Source organism: Flavobacterium supellecticarium (genome assembly GCF_004801375.1).
Taxonomy (GTDB): Bacteria; Bacteroidota; Bacteroidia; order Flavobacteriales; family Flavobacteriaceae; genus Flavobacterium; species Flavobacterium supellecticarium.
This window is the reverse complement of the sequence record NZ_SSNZ01000005.1, coordinates 64,675-81,399: the sequence shown is the minus strand read 5'-3', so window position 1 is coordinate 81,399 and position 16,725 is coordinate 64,675. Positions and strand designations below refer to the sequence as shown.

Here is a 16,725-nt window from a genome sequence, read left to right as displayed (position 1 = left end):
TAAATATGGAAAACGCCCCGTTTATCGGGGCGTTTTTTTATTTTTATACTATGGCAACGTTTTCCTTTTTAGACAAACTCAGTAGTGCGATTATCGATCAGTATCAGGATACTATCTCCAATATTGTAATTATACTTCCTAACAAAAGAGCGCGTATTTTCCTGATAGAGGCCTTAAAAAAACAATTACCGGGTACCTTATTTGCACCGGAAATCGTCAGTATCGAAGATTTTATTCAGGATGTTGCGGGGATACGAACCTGTGACAACATCGAATTGTTATTTGAGTTTTATGACGTTTACCTCGAATTAACGCCACCGGAAAAACAACAATCGTTCGAACTGTTTGCCAACTGGGCAAAAACACTGGTACAGGATTTTAATGAAATCGATCGCTACCTGCTAAAACCGAGCCATATATTTTCATATCTAAAAGATATTGAAGATATCAAACACTGGTCGTTGGATCTGGAGAAAAGAACCACGATGATCGAAAATTACCTGGAATTCTGGAAGCTTTTACCGTTATACTACGAATCGCTGTATGATCATTTATTGCGGAAAGGAATTGGTTATCAGGGATTGATTTATCGGGAAGCGGTAGAAAATCTTAATCATTTTTCGGAAGCGCTTGGATCTAAAAAACTAATTTTTGCCGGTTTTAACGCTTTGAATCAGGCTGAAGAAAAAATCATACAACAATTACTGTTTAATGATCAGGCAAAAGTCTATTGGGATATTGACGCTGCTTTTTTAAATGATTCATTTCACGATGCCGGTTTGTTTGTACGCCGATTTAAAAAAGAATGGAAACAATATACTACCCAGCCTTTTGAATGGATTGTAAGTGATTTTAGTCAGGAAAAAAATATCCGGATCATTGGAACGCCTAAAACCGTAGGGCAAGCTAAAATAGCCGGAAAATTAATAGAAGAAATTCAGCTTGAAACCGAAAGTCTGGACAAAGTCGCTTTGGTTTTAGGAGAAGAGAATTTGTTGATTCCGGTACTTTATGCTTTACCGTCATCGGTGGAAAGCCTCAATATTACCATGGGGTATAATAGTAAAAATAACCCGGCTCAGATCCTGATCAATAAGCTGTTTAAACTTCATACCAATGCTGTTCAGCGAAACGAAAAAAGTTACGTTTTCTATTATAAGGAAGTGCTGGATATACTCACACATCCGTTGGTGGAGCCCTATGTGAAAGCCGGATCGCTGGTTCAGGTGATCAACAGAAATAACATCACATTTTTAACATATAAAAAGCTTTTTGAAATTCAGGAAAAACCCTCCGCATTGTTTCAGTTGTTGTTTGAAAAATGGGATAATAATGATGTCGGACAAGTATTGGATCGATTGTCACAAATCATATTGACAATCAAATCGTTTTTAAATAACGATAAGGAAGAAGACAAGTTGTCAAAGACCTTTTTGTACTCGATTTTTAAAGTCATTAACAAGCTGATCAACTACCACGAAGCGCATCCGAAACTGGATACGGTGAGTACGCTTTATACGGTGTACAAACAAGTGATCGATCTGGCGGAAGTCTCCTTCGAAGGGGAACCGTTAACCGGACTTCAGATCATGGGAGTGTTGGAAAGTCGGGTTCTTGATTTTGAAACCGTAATCGTAACGTCTATGAATGAAGGGAAATTTCCGGCCGGAAAAACCATGAATTCGTTTATTCCGTACGATGTAAAACGCGAATTGGGATTGCCTACGTATAAAGAAAAAGACGCGATTTATAGTTATCACTTTTATCATTTGCTGTTGCGGGCCAAAAACATCTATCTGTTGTACAATACGGAAAGTGAAGGTTTGGATGCAGGTGAACGAAGCCGATTTATAACGCAACTGGAAATCGAAAAGCAACCGGCTCATCACTTGTCGCATCAGATTTATAATGCCTTTTTACCGGACAAAGCCTACGAACCGGTGTCGGTACCAAAATCGGATCGGGTGATGGTGCGCTTAAAAGAAATCGCAACCGGAAAAGGATTTTCACCTTCGGGACTGACGACCTATATGCGGAATCCGATTCAATTTTACAACCAGCGAATTCTGCGTATTTCGGAGGTGGAAGAAGTAGAGGAAAATATTGCTTTGAATACACTGGGAACGATTATTCACGCCACTTTGGAAGAATTGTACAAACCGTATGTTGGCAAATTCCTGTCGTTTACGGATATGGATTGGTTGTTTGCGATGGCCGATTCGGAAGTGGAAAAACAATTCCGATTGGTGTATAAAGAAGGAGAAATTTCGAAAGGAAAAAACCTTCTGGCTTTTGAAGTGGCCAAGCGGAATGTATACAATTTTTTAAAAGAGGAAAAGTGCCAACTGGAAGCCGGTGACGCGGTTAAAATAATCGCTTTGGAAACGCCGTTGAAACGAACACTGGAAGACAGTCGGCTGCCGTTTTCGGTAAAAATTGCCGGAAATGTCGACCGGATCGAACAGCGCAACGGGAAAATCAGGATTGTCGATTATAAAACCGGAAAAGTTTTAAAAAACAACGTACAGTTAAAAGAGTGGACGGGGCTGACCGAAGATATCAAAAACGACAAAATCATACAGTTGCTTTGTTATGCGTTTATGTATGAAGAAAAAACGGCAGGTTTGGAAATGGAAGTAGGAATTGTATCGTTTAAAAACATGCGTGGCGGCTTTATGCCTTTTGGTAGAAAAGTGGAAAAAGACTACGAAACGATTGTAACCTCGGAAATCCTTGCCGATTTCAGAACGCAGCTTGTTATGTTGATCAACGAAATTTTGAATCCCGAAATTCCTTTCGAAGAACAAATCAAATAATTAAACGGTTTTAAAAAAATCGCGTAACACGCTTACCAGTTCGTCCCGATTTTCCAGATGACTCATATGGCCGTCGTTAAACGTGATCAGTTTTACATCGGTATTTTCGATTTGTTCCAGACTATCCTGATAATTTAAAACCGGATCTTTTTTGCCGAGAATCAGCACAATCGGATACGGTGCAAAATGCAAAATCACTTCCCGGTCGTTACGGGTTTTCATGCCTTCGAGTGCGGCAATAATTCCTTGTAACGGTGTTTTTAAAGCTTCCGTTTTGGCAGTTTCAATTGCATCAGCCAGTCGGTCGCGGTTGTCTTCGCTAAAAAGATTGGCGATCGACATTTTAATAAAATTCGTATAACTCTGTTTGACGGCAACGATAGCCCGATCGCGGTTGCGTTTTCGTTCGTCACTGTCGGCTCTGGAAGTCGAATTTAAAAGAACCATTCCTTTTACGTGATCCGGATATAGTTCGGCAAAAGCCAGTGCCACATAACCACCCATCGAATGCCCGATAAAAACGGCCTTCCGAATCCGGAGTTCGCTTAAAACCGTCTGAACGGCATCGGCCATATCTTCCATACTATGAATATATCCGATCGATTCCGATTGTCCGTGACCTAAAAGATCGATGGTAATAACGCGGTATTTTTTAGAAAATTCAGCCGTATAAAAATCCCACATTCCGGCATTTTCAAGGAAACCGTGCAAAAAAACAAGTGCGGTTCCTTTTCCGGTATCCGTATAGGCAATCTTGGCGTTTTTAAAAAGGGTAAACTTCAAAGTAAGCGATTTTGATCCTGCAAAAATAAAGAATAAAGCGAGACGGCCGAAAAAGAAAAACGGTTTGCAACCAAAGCTACAAACCGTTTTTATGATCCGTTTGATATTGTATTAAGAATGCATAAGGCTTTCGATTTCATCGGCCTCGATAGGAATATTGCGCATCAAATTAAAAGGTTCTCCATTAGCCTGAATCACTACATCGTCTTCAATACGGATTCCAAATCCTTCGGCCGGAATATAAATTCCCGGTTCGATCGTGAAAACCATGTTTGCCTGCATTGGTTCATATAGTAAACCGTAATCGTGCGTATCTAATCCCATATGGTGTGAAGTGCCGTGCATAAAATATTTTTTATATGCCGGCCATTCCGGATTTTCGTTTTGAACATCCGCTTTGTCAAGCAAACCTAATCCCAATAACTCAGACGTCATAATTTTACCAACTTCCACATGATATTGTTTCCAGAAATTACCCGGAACCAACATTTTGGCAGCTTCGTTTTTAACGCGTAATACCGCGTCGTAAACCTCGCGTTGTCTTTTGTTAAAACGTCCCGAAACCGGAATTGTACGGGTCATATCGCTGGAATAGTTGGCATATTCGGCACCTACGTCCAATAACAATAAATCGCCGTCGTTACATTGTTGGTTGTTTTCGATATAGTGTAAAACATTCGCATTATTGCCTGAAGCGATAATCGGCGTATAAGCAAAACCTTTGGAACGGTTTCGTAAAAATTCGTGTGCAAATTCGGCTTCCACTTCATATTCCATAACGCCTGGTTTTACAAACGATAAAATACGACGGAATCCTTTTTCGGTAATATTACAAGCCTGTTGGATCAAATCCAGCTCTTCGCTTTCTTTTACCGAACGAATGCGTTGTAAAATGGGATTGCTCTTTTCTACTTTATGTGCCGGATACGTTTCTTTCCACCATTTGATAAAACGAGCCTCACGGGTTTCGGTTTCCACAGAAGCGCGGTAATGTTCGTTGGTGTTGATGTACATCGTATCGGCATAGGTCATCAGTTCGTATAAAACTTTTTTGAAATCCTGTAACCAATATACGGTTTTGATACCCGACACTTCGAAAGCGCGTTCTTTAGTCAGTTTTTCACCTTCCCAAACAGCGATATGCTCGTTGGTTTCTCTAAGGAAAAGAATTTCTCTCTGATGTTCGTACGGAGCATCCGGGAAAAGCACTAAAATACTTTCTTCCTGATCTACGCCCGACAGATAGAAAATATCGCGGTGTTGAGCAAACGGAAGCGTACTGTCGGCACTTACCGGATAGATATCGTTGGAGTTAAAAATAGCAATACCGTTTGGTTTCATAGCCGCAGTGAATTTCTTGCGGTTTTTGATAAAAAGGTTTCGGTCAATCTGATGGTATTTCATAACGAAATAAATTTAAGTATAGAACCTCAAATTTAGAGATTTTAGGTCGAAATGGTGTTAATGGCAATTTAAAATTTTGAAGAATTCATAATAATGGGTAATTTTCTGCCATGAAAAAAATACGACCCCTCTTTATATTCCTGTTTTTTGTGACAATTTTGCAGGCGCAGGACAAAATGCCGTATCAGTTATTTGATAAAAAAGGAAAAAAGTCAACCTATAGCAAACTGCTAAAAACAGCTGAAAAAACCGATGTAGTTTTGTTTGGTGAACATCATGATAATTCGGTGGTACACTGGTTGCAGTTGGAACTGACAAAAGATCTGGGTGAAAAAAAAGACGTGGTATTAGGTGCCGAAATGATCGAAGCTGACAATCAGAAGCAATTGGATCAGTACCTGCGTGGCGAAATTGATCAAAAAGCTTTTGATACTTTAGCAAGGCTGTGGAACAATCATAAAACGGATTACAAGCCTTTGGTAGACTATGCAAAAGAACATCATAAACATTTTGTCGCTACCAATGTGCCGCGCCGTTATGCCAGTATGGTTTTTAAAAAAGGACTTGAGATTTTGGAAACCCTAACGACGGAAGAGAAAACCTGGATCGCACCGTTGCCGATAGCCTATGATGCGCAATTACCAGGTTATGTAAAGATGATCGAAATGATGGGCGGTCACGGAGGGGATAATTTACCAAAAGCACAAGCGATTAAAGATGCTACGATGGCTTATTTTATCCAAAAAAACCAAAAACCGGAAGCGGTATTTATTCATTATAACGGAACCTATCATAGCGATAATTTCGAAGGAATCTATTGGTATTTAAAGAAAACCAACCCGGAAAGTAAGATAATTACCATTGCTACGGTTACGCAAAAAAATATTTCACGATTAGAGGCGGAACACTACAATAAAGCCGACTATATTCTCGTTGTAGATGAAGATGTAACCAAGACCTATTGATTTAACAAAATCTTGGCAGGATTTTTGTTGGTAATATTGTGTTAATTCAGGCTATGAAATTTAAAAGCATTATATTAGTAGTATTACTTGCCATCGCATTCTTTTCGTGTGATGACAATGATGATGTGAAAAATGCTGAGCCACACTTGGTGATGCGATTTAAGTTTGATGCGACACAGCCAAGATTGAACAATTTGGGACAGCCTGTGGCTGTTGCTGAGGGAAATGCGGCACAATCCCCGTCGTTTAATGCAATCAGTTCGCATTATATGGAACTGGCGCCCAATGCTAATACGGCCTTAGGTATGGGTACGATACTGTACCATGCGCCCGAAACAATGGCAGGAGGGGCGAAAGCAATCGATTTCAGTCAGTCGAAAATTGTTGGTGAAAACGAAATCTTTTTGTCGATACCCTTAAGTCAGGTAGCAACAGGAAGCTACGAATGGATCCGAACGTCACTTTCGTATCAAAACTACGATATCAATATATTGCATCAGGGAACCGATTATACCGGTACGCTGGCTAGTTTTGTCGGTTTTAAAACCTATTTGACCACGCATCATATCGGAAACAGTAGTTTTCCGGTAAACGGAAACCGCGAACAGGGTTATTGGGCTTTGAGTGTAAACGGAATGCCGTTTTCAGGTCAGACCGAAGCCGGAGCGACCACGGTTCCGAATCCGCTTTATGCAACATCTCCAATTCCGCCTAAATCGTGTGTCGTAACCGGTAAATTTGCTACGCCTTTGGTGATCACCGGAAATGAAACCCGCGACGTAGAAGTGACGCTTTCGCTGTCCGTAAACAACAGTTTCGAGTGGAAAGAAGTTCATGTGGATGGAAAATACGAGCCATCAGCCGGGGAAAATGTGGTCGATATGGGCTTAAGAGGCTTGTTGCCGACCTATCAGAAATAAAATCCCAAAAGTTATTCTGCTATAATTTAATAAGATAGAAAAATGAGAATATGGTTTTCTCAGTGCTATCTGATAAATACTTTAAATTCATTATAAATAAGCTTGAAAGGGTTGCGGTTAATTTGAAATAGCCTTATTTTTGTTTGATTTTTTTAAAAACTATTACAATCAAACACTATGGCGAAATCTGCACTTTTAAAGTCATCTATTGGAAAGAAATACTGGATGGCTCTTACGGGTTTATTTTTATGCTTGTTTTTGGTGGGACACTTAGCAGGTAATCTACAGTTATTGTTCGGTACACAATTGCAGTTCAACGAATATGCATTGTTTATGACAACCAATCCAGCGGTAAAAATTCTATCTTATGTTACCTACATTTCGATCCTTTTCCACGCGATCGACGGTATTCTTCTAACTATTCAAAACAAAAAAGCAAGGCCTATTGGTTATGCGAAGAACAATGCTGGAGCAAACAGTGCCTGGGCATCTAGGAATATGGCTGTTTTAGGGACATTGATTTTGATTTTCATTGCAACGCACATGGTGAACTTCTGGGCAAAAATGCACTTTACAACAATGCCGTTACAAAAAATTACGGTTGAAGCGCAACCGGGAGCGACTCAGGATTTTTACCTGACTTCAGGATGGGGACAAGATAAATTTATTCCGGTACAAAGTGTTGATGGGGAAAATATTGTTCTTGACGGACGTGATTTCTACTACACAAAACCACTTAAAGTGAAATTTGCAGAAGGATATAAAGATTTGCATACGATTACAATTGAATTCTTTAAAGATCCGAAATGGGGATTGGCATTCACAATTTTCTACGTGTTTTCGATGGCGGTATTAGCGTTCCACTTACTACACGGATTTAACAGTGCATTTCAGTCGTTAGGAGCAAACAATCCTAAATACACCCCGGCGATCAAAGTTTTCGGAAAAGGATTTGCAATTATTGTACCGTTATTATTTGCTATTATTCCTTTATATATTCACTTCTTTAAATAATCCTATAATAGATAAAGATTATGGCATTAGATTCTAAAATACCTCAAGGTCCTATTTCGACGAAATGGACAGACTATAAAGATCATATAAACTTAGTGAACCCGGCTAATAAGCGTAACATCGATGTAATTATCGTTGGAACCGGATTGGCAGGAGGTTCGGCTGCAGCAACTTTAGCAGAATTAGGATATAACGTAAAAGCATTTTGTTTTCAGGATTCTCCACGTCGTGCGCACTCGATTGCGGCACAGGGAGGTATCAATGCGGCAAAAAACTATCAGGGAGATGGTGACTCAACTTTCCGTTTATTTTATGATACGGTAAAAGGTGGAGATTACCGCGCCCGAGAAGCAAACGTACACCGTTTAGCGGAAGTTTCGGCCAATATTATTGACCAGTGTGTGGCTCAGGGCGTGCCTTTGGCTCGTGAATATGGCGGATTATTGGATAACCGTTCTTTCGGGGGAACTTTGGTATCGAGAACGTTCTACGCAAAAGGACAAACAGGACAACAGTTGTTATTAGGAGCTTATTCTGCGATGAACCGTCAGATCGGACGTGGAAAAATCCAAATGTATAACCGTCACGAAATGTTGGATCTTGTAATCGTTGATGGAAAAGCAAGAGGAATCATTGCCCGTAACCTGGTTACCGGAGAAATTGAAAGACATTCGGCTCACGCTGTAGTGATTGCTTCCGGCGGTTATGGAAACGTATTCTTCCTTTCTACAAATGCGATGGGAAGTAACGTAACGGCAGCCTGGAAAATCCACAAAAAAGGAGCATATTTTGCAAACCCTTGTTATACGCAAATTCACCCAACCTGTATTCCGGTTTCGGGTGATCACCAGTCAAAATTAACATTGATGTCCGAGTCATTGCGTAATGACGGTCGTATCTGGGTACCTAAAAAATTAGAAGATGCACAGGCAATCCGTGAAGGTCGTTTAAAACCGACGGATCTTGCCGAAGAAGATAGAGATTACTATTTGGAAAGACGTTATCCATCTTTTGGTAACCTTGTACCACGTGACGTAGCATCGCGTGCGGCAAAAGAAAGATGTGATGCCGGTTTCGGAGTAAACAAAACAGGAGAAGCGGTTTATCTTGATTTCGCCTCTGCGATCCAGCGTTATGGAAAAGAGCAGGCAAAAATCAAACACCTTGATCCGGATGATGCAGCTCTTGTTAAAAAATTAGGAACAGAAGTAGTAGCCAACAAATATGGTAACTTGTTCCAGATGTATGAGAAAATCGTTGACGATAATCCATACGAAACACCAATGATGATCTATCCTGCGGTTCACTATACTATGGGTGGAATCTGGGTAGATTATAACCTGATGACGACTATCGAAGGTTGTTATGCTATTGGTGAAGCCAACTTCTCCGATCACGGGGCGAACCGATTAGGAGCATCTGCTTTAATGCAGGGTCTTGCCGATGGTTATTTCGTATTACCGTATACAATCGGAGATTATTTGTCTAAAGATATCCGTACCGGAAAAATCTCAACCGATTTACCGGAGTTTGTCGAGGCAGAGAAAAACGTTAGAGATCAGATTGAAAGATTAAGTAAAAATAACGGAACGCATTCCGTAGACTACTTCCACAGAAAACTTGGAAAAGTAATGTGGGATAAAGTAGGAATGGCGCGTAACGCTCAAGGATTATCAGAAGCGATGGAAGAAATCAAAGCGATCCGTGAAGAATTCTACAGAGACGTTCGTGTACCGGGTGATGTTAACGGATTCAACCAGGAACTGGAAAAAGCATTACGTGTAGCCGATTTCCTTGAATTAGGAGAATTATTCGCGAAAGATGCTTTACATCGAAACGAATCATGTGGTGGACACTTCAGAGAAGAATATCAAACCGAAGAAGGAGAAGCACAACGTGATGACGTTAACTTTGCATACGTAGCTGCCTGGGAATACAAAGGAGATCCAAGAGAAGCCGTATTACACAAAGAAGAGCTGAAATTCGAAAATGTGAAACTGGTACAAAGAAGTTACAAATAATGTAATGTGTTAAGGGATCCTCTTAATACTTAATACTTAAAGTTATGAATTTAACGTTAAAAATATGGCGTCAGAAAAACGCTCAAGATAAAGGACAATTAGTTGATTATAAAATCAGCGATGTGTCACCGGATATGTCTTTCCTTGAAATGTTAGACGTATTAAACGACGGATTAGTTGAAAAAGGAGACGAACCGGTAGCTTTCGACCACGATTGTCGTGAAGGAATCTGCGGAATGTGTTCCCTTTATATCAACGGAGAAGCGCACGGACCGGACAGAGGTGTAACAACATGTCAGTTACACATGCGTATGTTCAAAGATGGTGATACGATTTTTATCGAACCATTCCGTGCCAAAGCATTCCCGGTAATTAAAGATTTAGTAGTAGACAGAAGTGCTTTCGACAGAATCCAGCACGCAGGTGGATTTATCTCGGTAAACACTTCCGGAAATACACAGGATGCAAATGCGATTCCAATTCCAAAACACGATGCCGACAGAGCTTTTGATGCGGCGACTTGTATCGGATGCGGAGCTTGTGTAGCGACTTGTAAAAACTCATCTGCAATGTTATTCGTATCGGCCAAAGTTTCCCAGTTTGCCTTATTACCACAAGGTAAAGTTGAAGCAGCCGAGCGTGTGCTAAACATGGTAGAGCAAATGGACCACGAAGGATTTGGAAACTGTACCAATACAGGAGCCTGTGAAATCGAATGTCCAAAAGGTATTTCGCTTGAGAATATTGCTCGTATGAACAGAGAATACTTTAAAGCAAGTATCAAATAAGTTTTAAAAAAATCACGATTCAAAAACGCATCCTTCATTCCGTTGGGTGCGTTTTTGTTTTTTACATCGAAATTATAGGCCGAAACGGTTTCTTTTGAAAGAACTTTTATATTTTTATTAGATAAAAACGCGCCAACTCTAAAATTAACAACACGAGATGAAAATCAGTATCATTCAGGCACCGCTATTTTGGGAAAACCCGGAAGTGAACAGAAATTATTTTGCAGCTAAAATTCAGAATATACCAGAAGACTCCTTGCTAATTGTTTTGCCGGAAATGTTTAGTTCTGGTTTTACGATGAATCCTGGTGAAGTCGCTGAAACGATGGATGGTACAACGGTAAACTGGATGAAACAGACGGCTACGGAAAAAAACTGCGCCATAACGGGTAGTCTGGTGATTAAGGAAGATGGGAATTTTTATAATCGTTTGCTTTTTGTCTTTCCAAACGGCGATGTCGAACACTACGACAAACGTCATTTGTTTTCTTTGGCGGGAGAACATAAAACCTACACTTCCGGAGGAACCGAACGTTTGGTGGTGAACTATCTCGGCTGGCGTATTTGTCCGCTAATTTGCTACGATTTGCGATTCCCGGTATATTCCCGGAATAATGACGATTACGACTTACTGATTTATGTTGCCAATTGGCCGCAGGTACGAATTCTGGCCTGGGATACGCTTTTAAAAGCAAGAGCAATCGAAAACATGTCGTATGTGATTGGTGTTAACCGTATTGGCGACGATGTGAACCACAATTTTTATTCCGGACATTCACAGGTTTTGGATTATTTGGGGAATGCCTTAGTAGAACCGGTGGAAAAAGAAGTTGTCTTTTCGGTACAACTGGATAAAGAATTAATGTTGGCGAACCGAAATAAACTAGGCTTTCTAAGAGATCGGGATAAATTTAATCTGCTTTAAAAACCTGATCGACATCCCAATTGGCGCGCACATCCACTTCCCCTGGAAAATAGAGAACTTCTTCCGGTAGTTCTTTTTTTAGGAAATTACCGGTATCCCATTTGCGGTTTTTATTATCGTCGTAAATAAGACGTAAGGTATAGGTACTTGGTTCCAGTAAATTGAAATCAATGACCGTCTCTTTTTCACTATACTCCGTGGCGAGTATCTTTCCGTTTTTATCCAATACTTCCAGTAAAACCGGAAAGCGTTTTACATTTTCAAGGCGGACACGTAAATTTCCAAAATCGGTATTGCTACGCGTACCTAACGTATACTTTAAAGTATCATTTTTGGTTTCGTAAAAATCGGTCAAAGCACCCGGTAAGAGGGTTAGTTTATACCGTTGATCGGCTTCTTTTTTAAAGTCGATTTCCAATTTCTTTTCATATTCGAGATATTTAAGCTGGAATGGTACTGCTGCTGTTGAATCTTTAACGTTGATCAGTTTGATTTTTGAAGTATCGATTTTAGACAAAGGTATCGACGGTGTAATGGTGAAAACATCTCTAAAACCGATTGAGCCGGTTGGTTTGGCTTCAAAAGACAAGGTGTCGCTTTTGGTCTTCATTTCTTTTATTTTTGCGACAAACTCCCTGGTATAATCGCCATTGCTAACATGAATCTTCAGGGAATCGGCTTTTACTTTCGGAAACCAAATGTTTAAGGAATCTTTGGAAGGATATTTTGTGATAACCGAAGTCAGCGGTTCACCACCTTTGAAAACCGTAATCTTTGTGTTTTTTGCTTTTTCCTTACCTTCAAAACCCATGATCAGTTTATTGGATGTTTCCTGTGTCGGCTTTTCGGCTTTAAAAGCCAGTTCTTCCTTAAACAAATCCAAACGGAAGATAGTATCATTAGGAATCCGTATCGGTTTTTTAAAGAACGCGATTTTATCCTCTTTAGGGTTGAATTTATAATCGTTGTTTTTGTCTTTAAGTGCCACAAGATAATAATCGCCTTCTTTTAGGTTTTCCAGTGTAAAAACCTTTAAACTGTCTAGTGTATTGGTTACATAACGGGGTTGTTGTTTGAAAACGGTAGAATCGGTAAAAGTAGCCGCTTCGTAAAGCATTACGGAAACAAAGTGGTCAACTTTTTTATCGTATGCATCACGAATGATCCCGCCAATTTTTAAAGAATCGATATACGATCCGGTCGAAAAAACATATTTAAACTGTGAGTACGGGTTTTGCTCATTATTGTCGGAAATACTTTGTCCGAAATTAAAACTGTAAGTGGTATTCGGTTGTAGCGTGTCTTTGATTTTAATCGTGATATATTTACTGGCATAGCCCATTGGAACGATATCCGGAGCTTTTTTCATCGGAGGTGAAATAATTAACTGCTTGTTGATGTCTTTTACCTTAATATATTCACTAAAATTGATTTTGATAAAATTACCGGTAAAATTAGTGCTGAAATTCTTAGGCGTACTAAAAGTAATCGTCGGCGGAATAGTATCTTTCGGTCCACCGGAAACCATACCTCTTTTGGCACAATTGGTTAGTAGTAGCGAAAAAACAACAATAAGAAAAGCGATGCGGTATTTCAACATGTTAGCAGTGATTTTAACAGCACAAAATAACGATTATATTCAGTGGAAAGAAAATCTTTTTAGAAAATCTTTGTAAAATTACGAGTCGGTATAGGCAATGGTGGCAATACTTAGTCTGGCTCCTGGTATTTTTAACAATTGTTTGCCACAGGCTTCCAGTGTTGATCCCGTGGTTATCACGTCGTCGATTAACAGGAAATGGTTTCCATGACAGTAATTGGTATCGCGAAGCGCAAAGAGTTCTGCATCGGTTTCGGTTCGCCCGAAAAGCGTCTTTTGGGTTTGGGTTTTCGAGTACCGTTTCCGGTATAAGAGTTGGTCGTTATAAAAAGTATGGAAACCGTCGGCCAAAGTACGACCAAATGTGGTTAGTTGGTTATAACCGCGTTCGCGTAACCGTTTTGGGTGTAGCGGAACGGGAATGATATCGGTCACGGTTTGTAGATCCGGATTGGCTTCAAAACGAAACACGTACCATTCGGCCAGCAAAGCTCCAATTTCCTGTTGACCTTTGTATTTTAAATGGTGGATAAGTTGTTGTGTAATACCATTTTTGCGATAATATAAAAGCGAAGATCCGTGGACTAACGGAAGTCGTCCGTAAAACTTTTTATAAGTCATATTGGTGTTGGTGCGCGGATGGTTAGTGAAGGGAAGTTCGTGACGGCATTTAAGGCATATAATCTTCTCATTTTGCAATAAAACAGAATTACAACCAACGCAAATTGGCGGAAAAAGTAAGTTTATCAAGTTTTTTATCATTTCATCGATTATTTTTTTTGGATTACGGAAGGCGGAATACTTTTAGCGATTATTAAATAGAAATGGTACGTAAAAGCGCTACAAAATTAATTCAGGTAAGTGTTGGTGTACTGCTCATTGGAGTGTTCACCCTGTCTTTTAATTTATACCGGTTATCGGTTGAAAATAAGACGCTTAAAGATAAGCTTTCTCTGGAGAATTCCCTTCATAAAAACGAACTTTTGGAGATTTTAAAGCGGTACGATTCGGTCAATAGTATGTTGGTCGGTCACACAAAGGCCGCAATGACTCCTTTTAAGTCTGCTACACCATCCAATACCCTTTTAAAAACAATCGGAACCGGTCATATTAAGACAGAAGTTGTAAAAAATAAACCCTTAAGCGCTAGGATTAAAAAGGAAAAACGGAAACCGGTTAAAACAGTAGCCGAATCCGACACGTCTTCTGCTACTTCCGACGCCTCTTCGAAATACTTAAAAGCACTCAATGTTAGTGTAAGAGGTGTTAAAATTATCTACAGTGACATCCTCGAAACCAATCGTTCCAAAAAAATAGACCAGATCCGCATTTGTTATACCTTAGGATATAATGAAACCGTTCCGAAAGGAAATCAGGAAATCTTTTATCAGATTGTAAATCCGGAACATATGGTACTGGGCAATTGTTCTCATCCGGATGAAAAATTTGACTGTGATTTAAGCTGTACAGCAAAAGGAATCGTATTCTACGAAAATAAATCCACCGATGTCTGCGCCTTTGTCGATGTGGATAAAAAAAAACTGATTCGTGGCGATTATGAAGTAAACATAATCCATCAGGACCGTGTAATCGGAACCGCGAATTTCCAATTTAGATGATTGGTGTAAAAAGTTAAAATTTCCCCTGTTTTATACAATCTCTTTTTCCTATTTTTGCAACATGGCAAAACAAGATGACTTATTTAAAAATGTAGTTTCGCATGCTAAAGAATACGGATTTATATTCCCTTCAAGCGAAATCTATGATGGATTGAGTGCAGTTTACGACTATGCTCAGAACGGTGTTGAATTAAAGAAAAATATACGGGAATACTGGTGGAAATCCATGGTTCAGATGCACGAAAATATAGTTGGTATCGACGCGGCTATTTTTATGCACCCAACGACCTGGAAAGCTTCTGGCCACGTAGATGCGTTTAACGATCCGTTAATTGACAATAAAGATTCCAAAAGAAGATATCGTGCTGATGTTTTAATTGAGGATTATGCCGAAAAATTAAATCAGAAAGCGCAAAAAGAAATCGATAAAGCACGCGAACGTTTTGGTGATGCTTTTGATGAAGCACAGTTTGTAGCTACAAATGCCCGTGTGATCGAATACCGTTCCCGTCAGCGAGAAATCCTGGAGCGTATGGCGCGTTCGTTGGAAACCGAAAACCTGGCCGATGTAAAAGCACTGATCGAAGAGCTTGAAATCGCTTGTCCGGAATCGGGATCCAAAAACTGGACAGAAGTACGTCAGTTTAACCTGATGTTCGGAACAAAATTAGGAGCATCCGCCGATTCGGCTATGGATTTATACCTACGACCGGAGACGGCTCAGGGAATTTTTGTAAACTTCCTGAACGTTCAGAAAACGGGACGTATGAAAATACCTTTTGGTATTGCACAAACCGGAAAAGCTTTCCGTAATGAAATTGTAGCCCGTCAGTTTATTTTCCGTATGCGTGAATTTGAACAAATGGAAATGCAGTTTTTCGTTCGTCCGGGCGAAGAAATGAAATATTACGAATACTGGAAGGAAACCCGATTGAAATGGCATCTTTCATTAGGACTTGGAAAAGAGAATTACCGTTTCCACGACCATGAAAAACTGGCGCATTACGCCAATGCTGCTGCGGATATCGAATTTAATTTTCCATTCGGATTTAAAGAATTAGAAGGAATTCATTCCAGAACCGATTTCGACCTTAAAGCACACGAATCGCATTCCGGAAAGAAATTACAATATTTTGACAATGAAACCAATTCCAGCTATGTGCCGTATGTAGTGGAAACATCCGTTGGATTGGATCGTATGTTCCTGGCGGTTTTCTCCAAAGCCTTACGGGAAGAAACATTGGAAGACGGATCGACACGTACGGTATTAAAATTACCGTCGGTGTTGGCGCCAACCAAAGCAGCCGTTTTGCCATTGGTTAAAAAAGACGGTTTACCGGAAGTTGCCCGAAATATTATTGACGATCTGAAATGGGATTTCAATGTATCGTACGACGAAAAAGATGCTGTAGGGCGTCGTTACCGTCGTCAGGATGCTTTGGGAACACCATTCTGTATTACGGTTGATCACCAGACATTGGAAGACCAAACCGTAACGATCCGTCATCGAGATAGCATGAAGCAAGATCGCGTTAAAATTTCTGAATTAAGAGGAATTATTAGTGAAGAAGTTTCGATGCGCAACTGGTTAATGAAAATGTAATACCCTATATCGAAAAAGCTTTCCGTAATCGGGAAGCTTTTTTCGTTACGGTTGCGAACTAACTTACGGTTAAAATTACGGTTTGGGTAGCCTTTTTGGGACAAAACAGGAGTTTTGAAAGCCATTAAAAGTGTTAAAATGGACAAAAAAGCCAAAAAAAAGTCAAACCGTAAAAAAAACTGAAAAAAACCGTAAAATGCTTGTGTGGGAAACAAGTACTTTTACAGTGTCATTAAATACTTAATTAAGTTAGTTTATACAGTATAA

Annotated in this window: 13 protein-coding genes; 9 read left to right on the top strand and 4 right to left on the bottom strand. The window is 39.8% G+C overall.

Translation table 11 applies throughout. The features are described from left to right. Window positions 1–50 precede the first annotated feature (50 nt). The gene (locus E6C50_RS11965; RefSeq protein ID WP_136403579.1) at window positions 51–2,816 is read left to right on the top strand and encodes a PD-(D/E)XK nuclease family protein; all 2,766 of its coding nucleotides are present in this window, start codon (window positions 51–53) and stop codon (window positions 2,814–2,816) included. On the opposite strand, the gene E6C50_RS11960 is transcribed toward E6C50_RS11965, so the two are convergent. Together E6C50_RS11960 and E6C50_RS11955 are read right to left on the bottom strand one after the other, a co-directional pair. Beyond that, window positions 2,817–3,599 carry an alpha/beta fold hydrolase gene (locus E6C50_RS11960; RefSeq protein WP_136403465.1) on the bottom strand — a complete coding sequence of 261 codons (783 nt, stop codon included), beginning with the start codon at window positions 3,597–3,599 and terminating at the stop codon, window positions 2,817–2,819. Window positions 3,600–3,710: 111 nt separating this feature from the next. After that, complete coding sequence (locus tag E6C50_RS11955; protein WP_136403464.1) at window positions 3,711–5,003, bottom strand: aminopeptidase P family protein; 1,293 nt, start codon at window positions 5,001–5,003, stop codon at window positions 3,711–3,713. A 110-nt stretch (window positions 5,004–5,113) separates the two neighbouring features. Here E6C50_RS11955 and E6C50_RS11950 point away from each other — a divergent pair, with 110 nt between their 5' ends. The 6 genes from E6C50_RS11950 to E6C50_RS11925 all read left to right on the top strand — a co-directional run bounded on the left by E6C50_RS11950 (window position 5,114) and on the right by E6C50_RS11925 (window position 11,636). Beyond that, complete coding sequence (locus tag E6C50_RS11950) at window positions 5,114–5,968, top strand: ChaN family lipoprotein (protein WP_136403463.1); 855 nt, start codon at window positions 5,114–5,116, stop codon at window positions 5,966–5,968. A gap of 53 nt (window positions 5,969–6,021) precedes the next feature. Next, window positions 6,022–6,888: a hypothetical protein gene (locus tag E6C50_RS11945; RefSeq protein WP_136403462.1), complete on the top strand. Its 867-nt coding sequence runs from the start codon at window positions 6,022–6,024 to the stop codon at window positions 6,886–6,888. Window positions 6,889–7,065: 177 nt separating this feature from the next. Then, window positions 7,066–7,902 (top strand): succinate dehydrogenase cytochrome b subunit, encoded by an 837-nt coding sequence (locus tag E6C50_RS11940; protein WP_136403461.1) that lies wholly within the window; start codon window positions 7,066–7,068, stop codon window positions 7,900–7,902. A 20-nt stretch (window positions 7,903–7,922) separates the two neighbouring features. After that, complete coding sequence (locus E6C50_RS11935) at window positions 7,923–9,923, top strand: fumarate reductase/succinate dehydrogenase flavoprotein subunit (RefSeq protein ID WP_136403460.1); 2,001 nt, start codon at window positions 7,923–7,925, stop codon at window positions 9,921–9,923. A 44-nt stretch (window positions 9,924–9,967) separates the two neighbouring features. Beyond that, entirely contained in the window at window positions 9,968–10,711 is a 744-nt protein-coding gene (locus tag E6C50_RS11930) for a succinate dehydrogenase/fumarate reductase iron-sulfur subunit (RefSeq protein ID WP_136403459.1), read from the top strand. 157 nt (window positions 10,712–10,868) lie between these two features. Next, window positions 10,869–11,636 (top strand): amidohydrolase, encoded by a 768-nt coding sequence (locus tag E6C50_RS11925; protein ID WP_136403458.1) that lies wholly within the window; start codon window positions 10,869–10,871, stop codon window positions 11,634–11,636. Here the strand turns inward: E6C50_RS11925 and E6C50_RS11920 are convergent. Continuing rightward, window positions 11,623–13,236, bottom strand: a complete 1,614-nt coding sequence (locus tag E6C50_RS11920) for an Ig-like domain-containing protein (RefSeq protein ID WP_136403457.1) — start codon at window positions 13,234–13,236, stop codon at window positions 11,623–11,625. The genes E6C50_RS11925 and E6C50_RS11920 overlap by 14 nt on opposite strands. A gap of 78 nt (window positions 13,237–13,314) precedes the next feature. Continuing rightward, complete coding sequence (locus E6C50_RS11915) at window positions 13,315–13,998, bottom strand: ComF family protein (RefSeq protein WP_136403456.1); 684 nt, start codon at window positions 13,996–13,998, stop codon at window positions 13,315–13,317. Window positions 13,999–14,060: 62 nt separating this feature from the next. Between E6C50_RS11915 and E6C50_RS11910 the strand changes: the two genes are divergently transcribed. Both E6C50_RS11910 and E6C50_RS11905 read left to right on the top strand, forming a co-directional pair. Further along, a complete protein-coding gene (locus E6C50_RS11910; RefSeq protein WP_136403455.1) occupies window positions 14,061–14,855 on the top strand; it encodes a hypothetical protein in 795 nt (264 codons plus the stop codon). Window positions 14,856–14,916: 61 nt separating this feature from the next. Then, window positions 14,917–16,458, top strand: coding sequence for a glycine--tRNA ligase (locus E6C50_RS11905; protein WP_136403454.1), 1,542 nt, complete (start codon window positions 14,917–14,919; stop codon window positions 16,456–16,458). Window positions 16,459–16,725: the final 267 nt, after the last annotated feature.

Coding starts and splice junctions, on each gene's coding strand:
- E6C50_RS11965 (WP_136403579.1), top strand. CDS start 51: ATGGCAACGTTTTCCTTTTTAGACAAACTCAGTAGTGCGATTATCGAT.
- E6C50_RS11955 (WP_136403464.1), bottom strand. CDS start 5,003: ATGAAATACCATCAGATTGACCGAAACCTTTTTATCAAAAACCGCAAG.
- E6C50_RS11950 (WP_136403463.1), top strand. CDS start 5,114: ATGAAAAAAATACGACCCCTCTTTATATTCCTGTTTTTTGTGACAATT.
- E6C50_RS11945 (WP_136403462.1), top strand. CDS start 6,022: ATGAAATTTAAAAGCATTATATTAGTAGTATTACTTGCCATCGCATTC.
- E6C50_RS11940 (WP_136403461.1), top strand. CDS start 7,066: ATGGCGAAATCTGCACTTTTAAAGTCATCTATTGGAAAGAAATACTGG.
- E6C50_RS11935 (WP_136403460.1), top strand. CDS start 7,923: ATGGCATTAGATTCTAAAATACCTCAAGGTCCTATTTCGACGAAATGG.
- E6C50_RS11930 (WP_136403459.1), top strand. CDS start 9,968: ATGAATTTAACGTTAAAAATATGGCGTCAGAAAAACGCTCAAGATAAA.
- E6C50_RS11925 (WP_136403458.1), top strand. CDS start 10,869: ATGAAAATCAGTATCATTCAGGCACCGCTATTTTGGGAAAACCCGGAA.
- E6C50_RS11920 (WP_136403457.1), bottom strand. CDS start 13,236: ATGTTGAAATACCGCATCGCTTTTCTTATTGTTGTTTTTTCGCTACTA.
- E6C50_RS11915 (WP_136403456.1), bottom strand. CDS start 13,998: ATGATAAAAAACTTGATAAACTTACTTTTTCCGCCAATTTGCGTTGGT.
- E6C50_RS11910 (WP_136403455.1), top strand. CDS start 14,061: ATGGTACGTAAAAGCGCTACAAAATTAATTCAGGTAAGTGTTGGTGTA.
- E6C50_RS11905 (WP_136403454.1), top strand. CDS start 14,917: ATGGCAAAACAAGATGACTTATTTAAAAATGTAGTTTCGCATGCTAAA.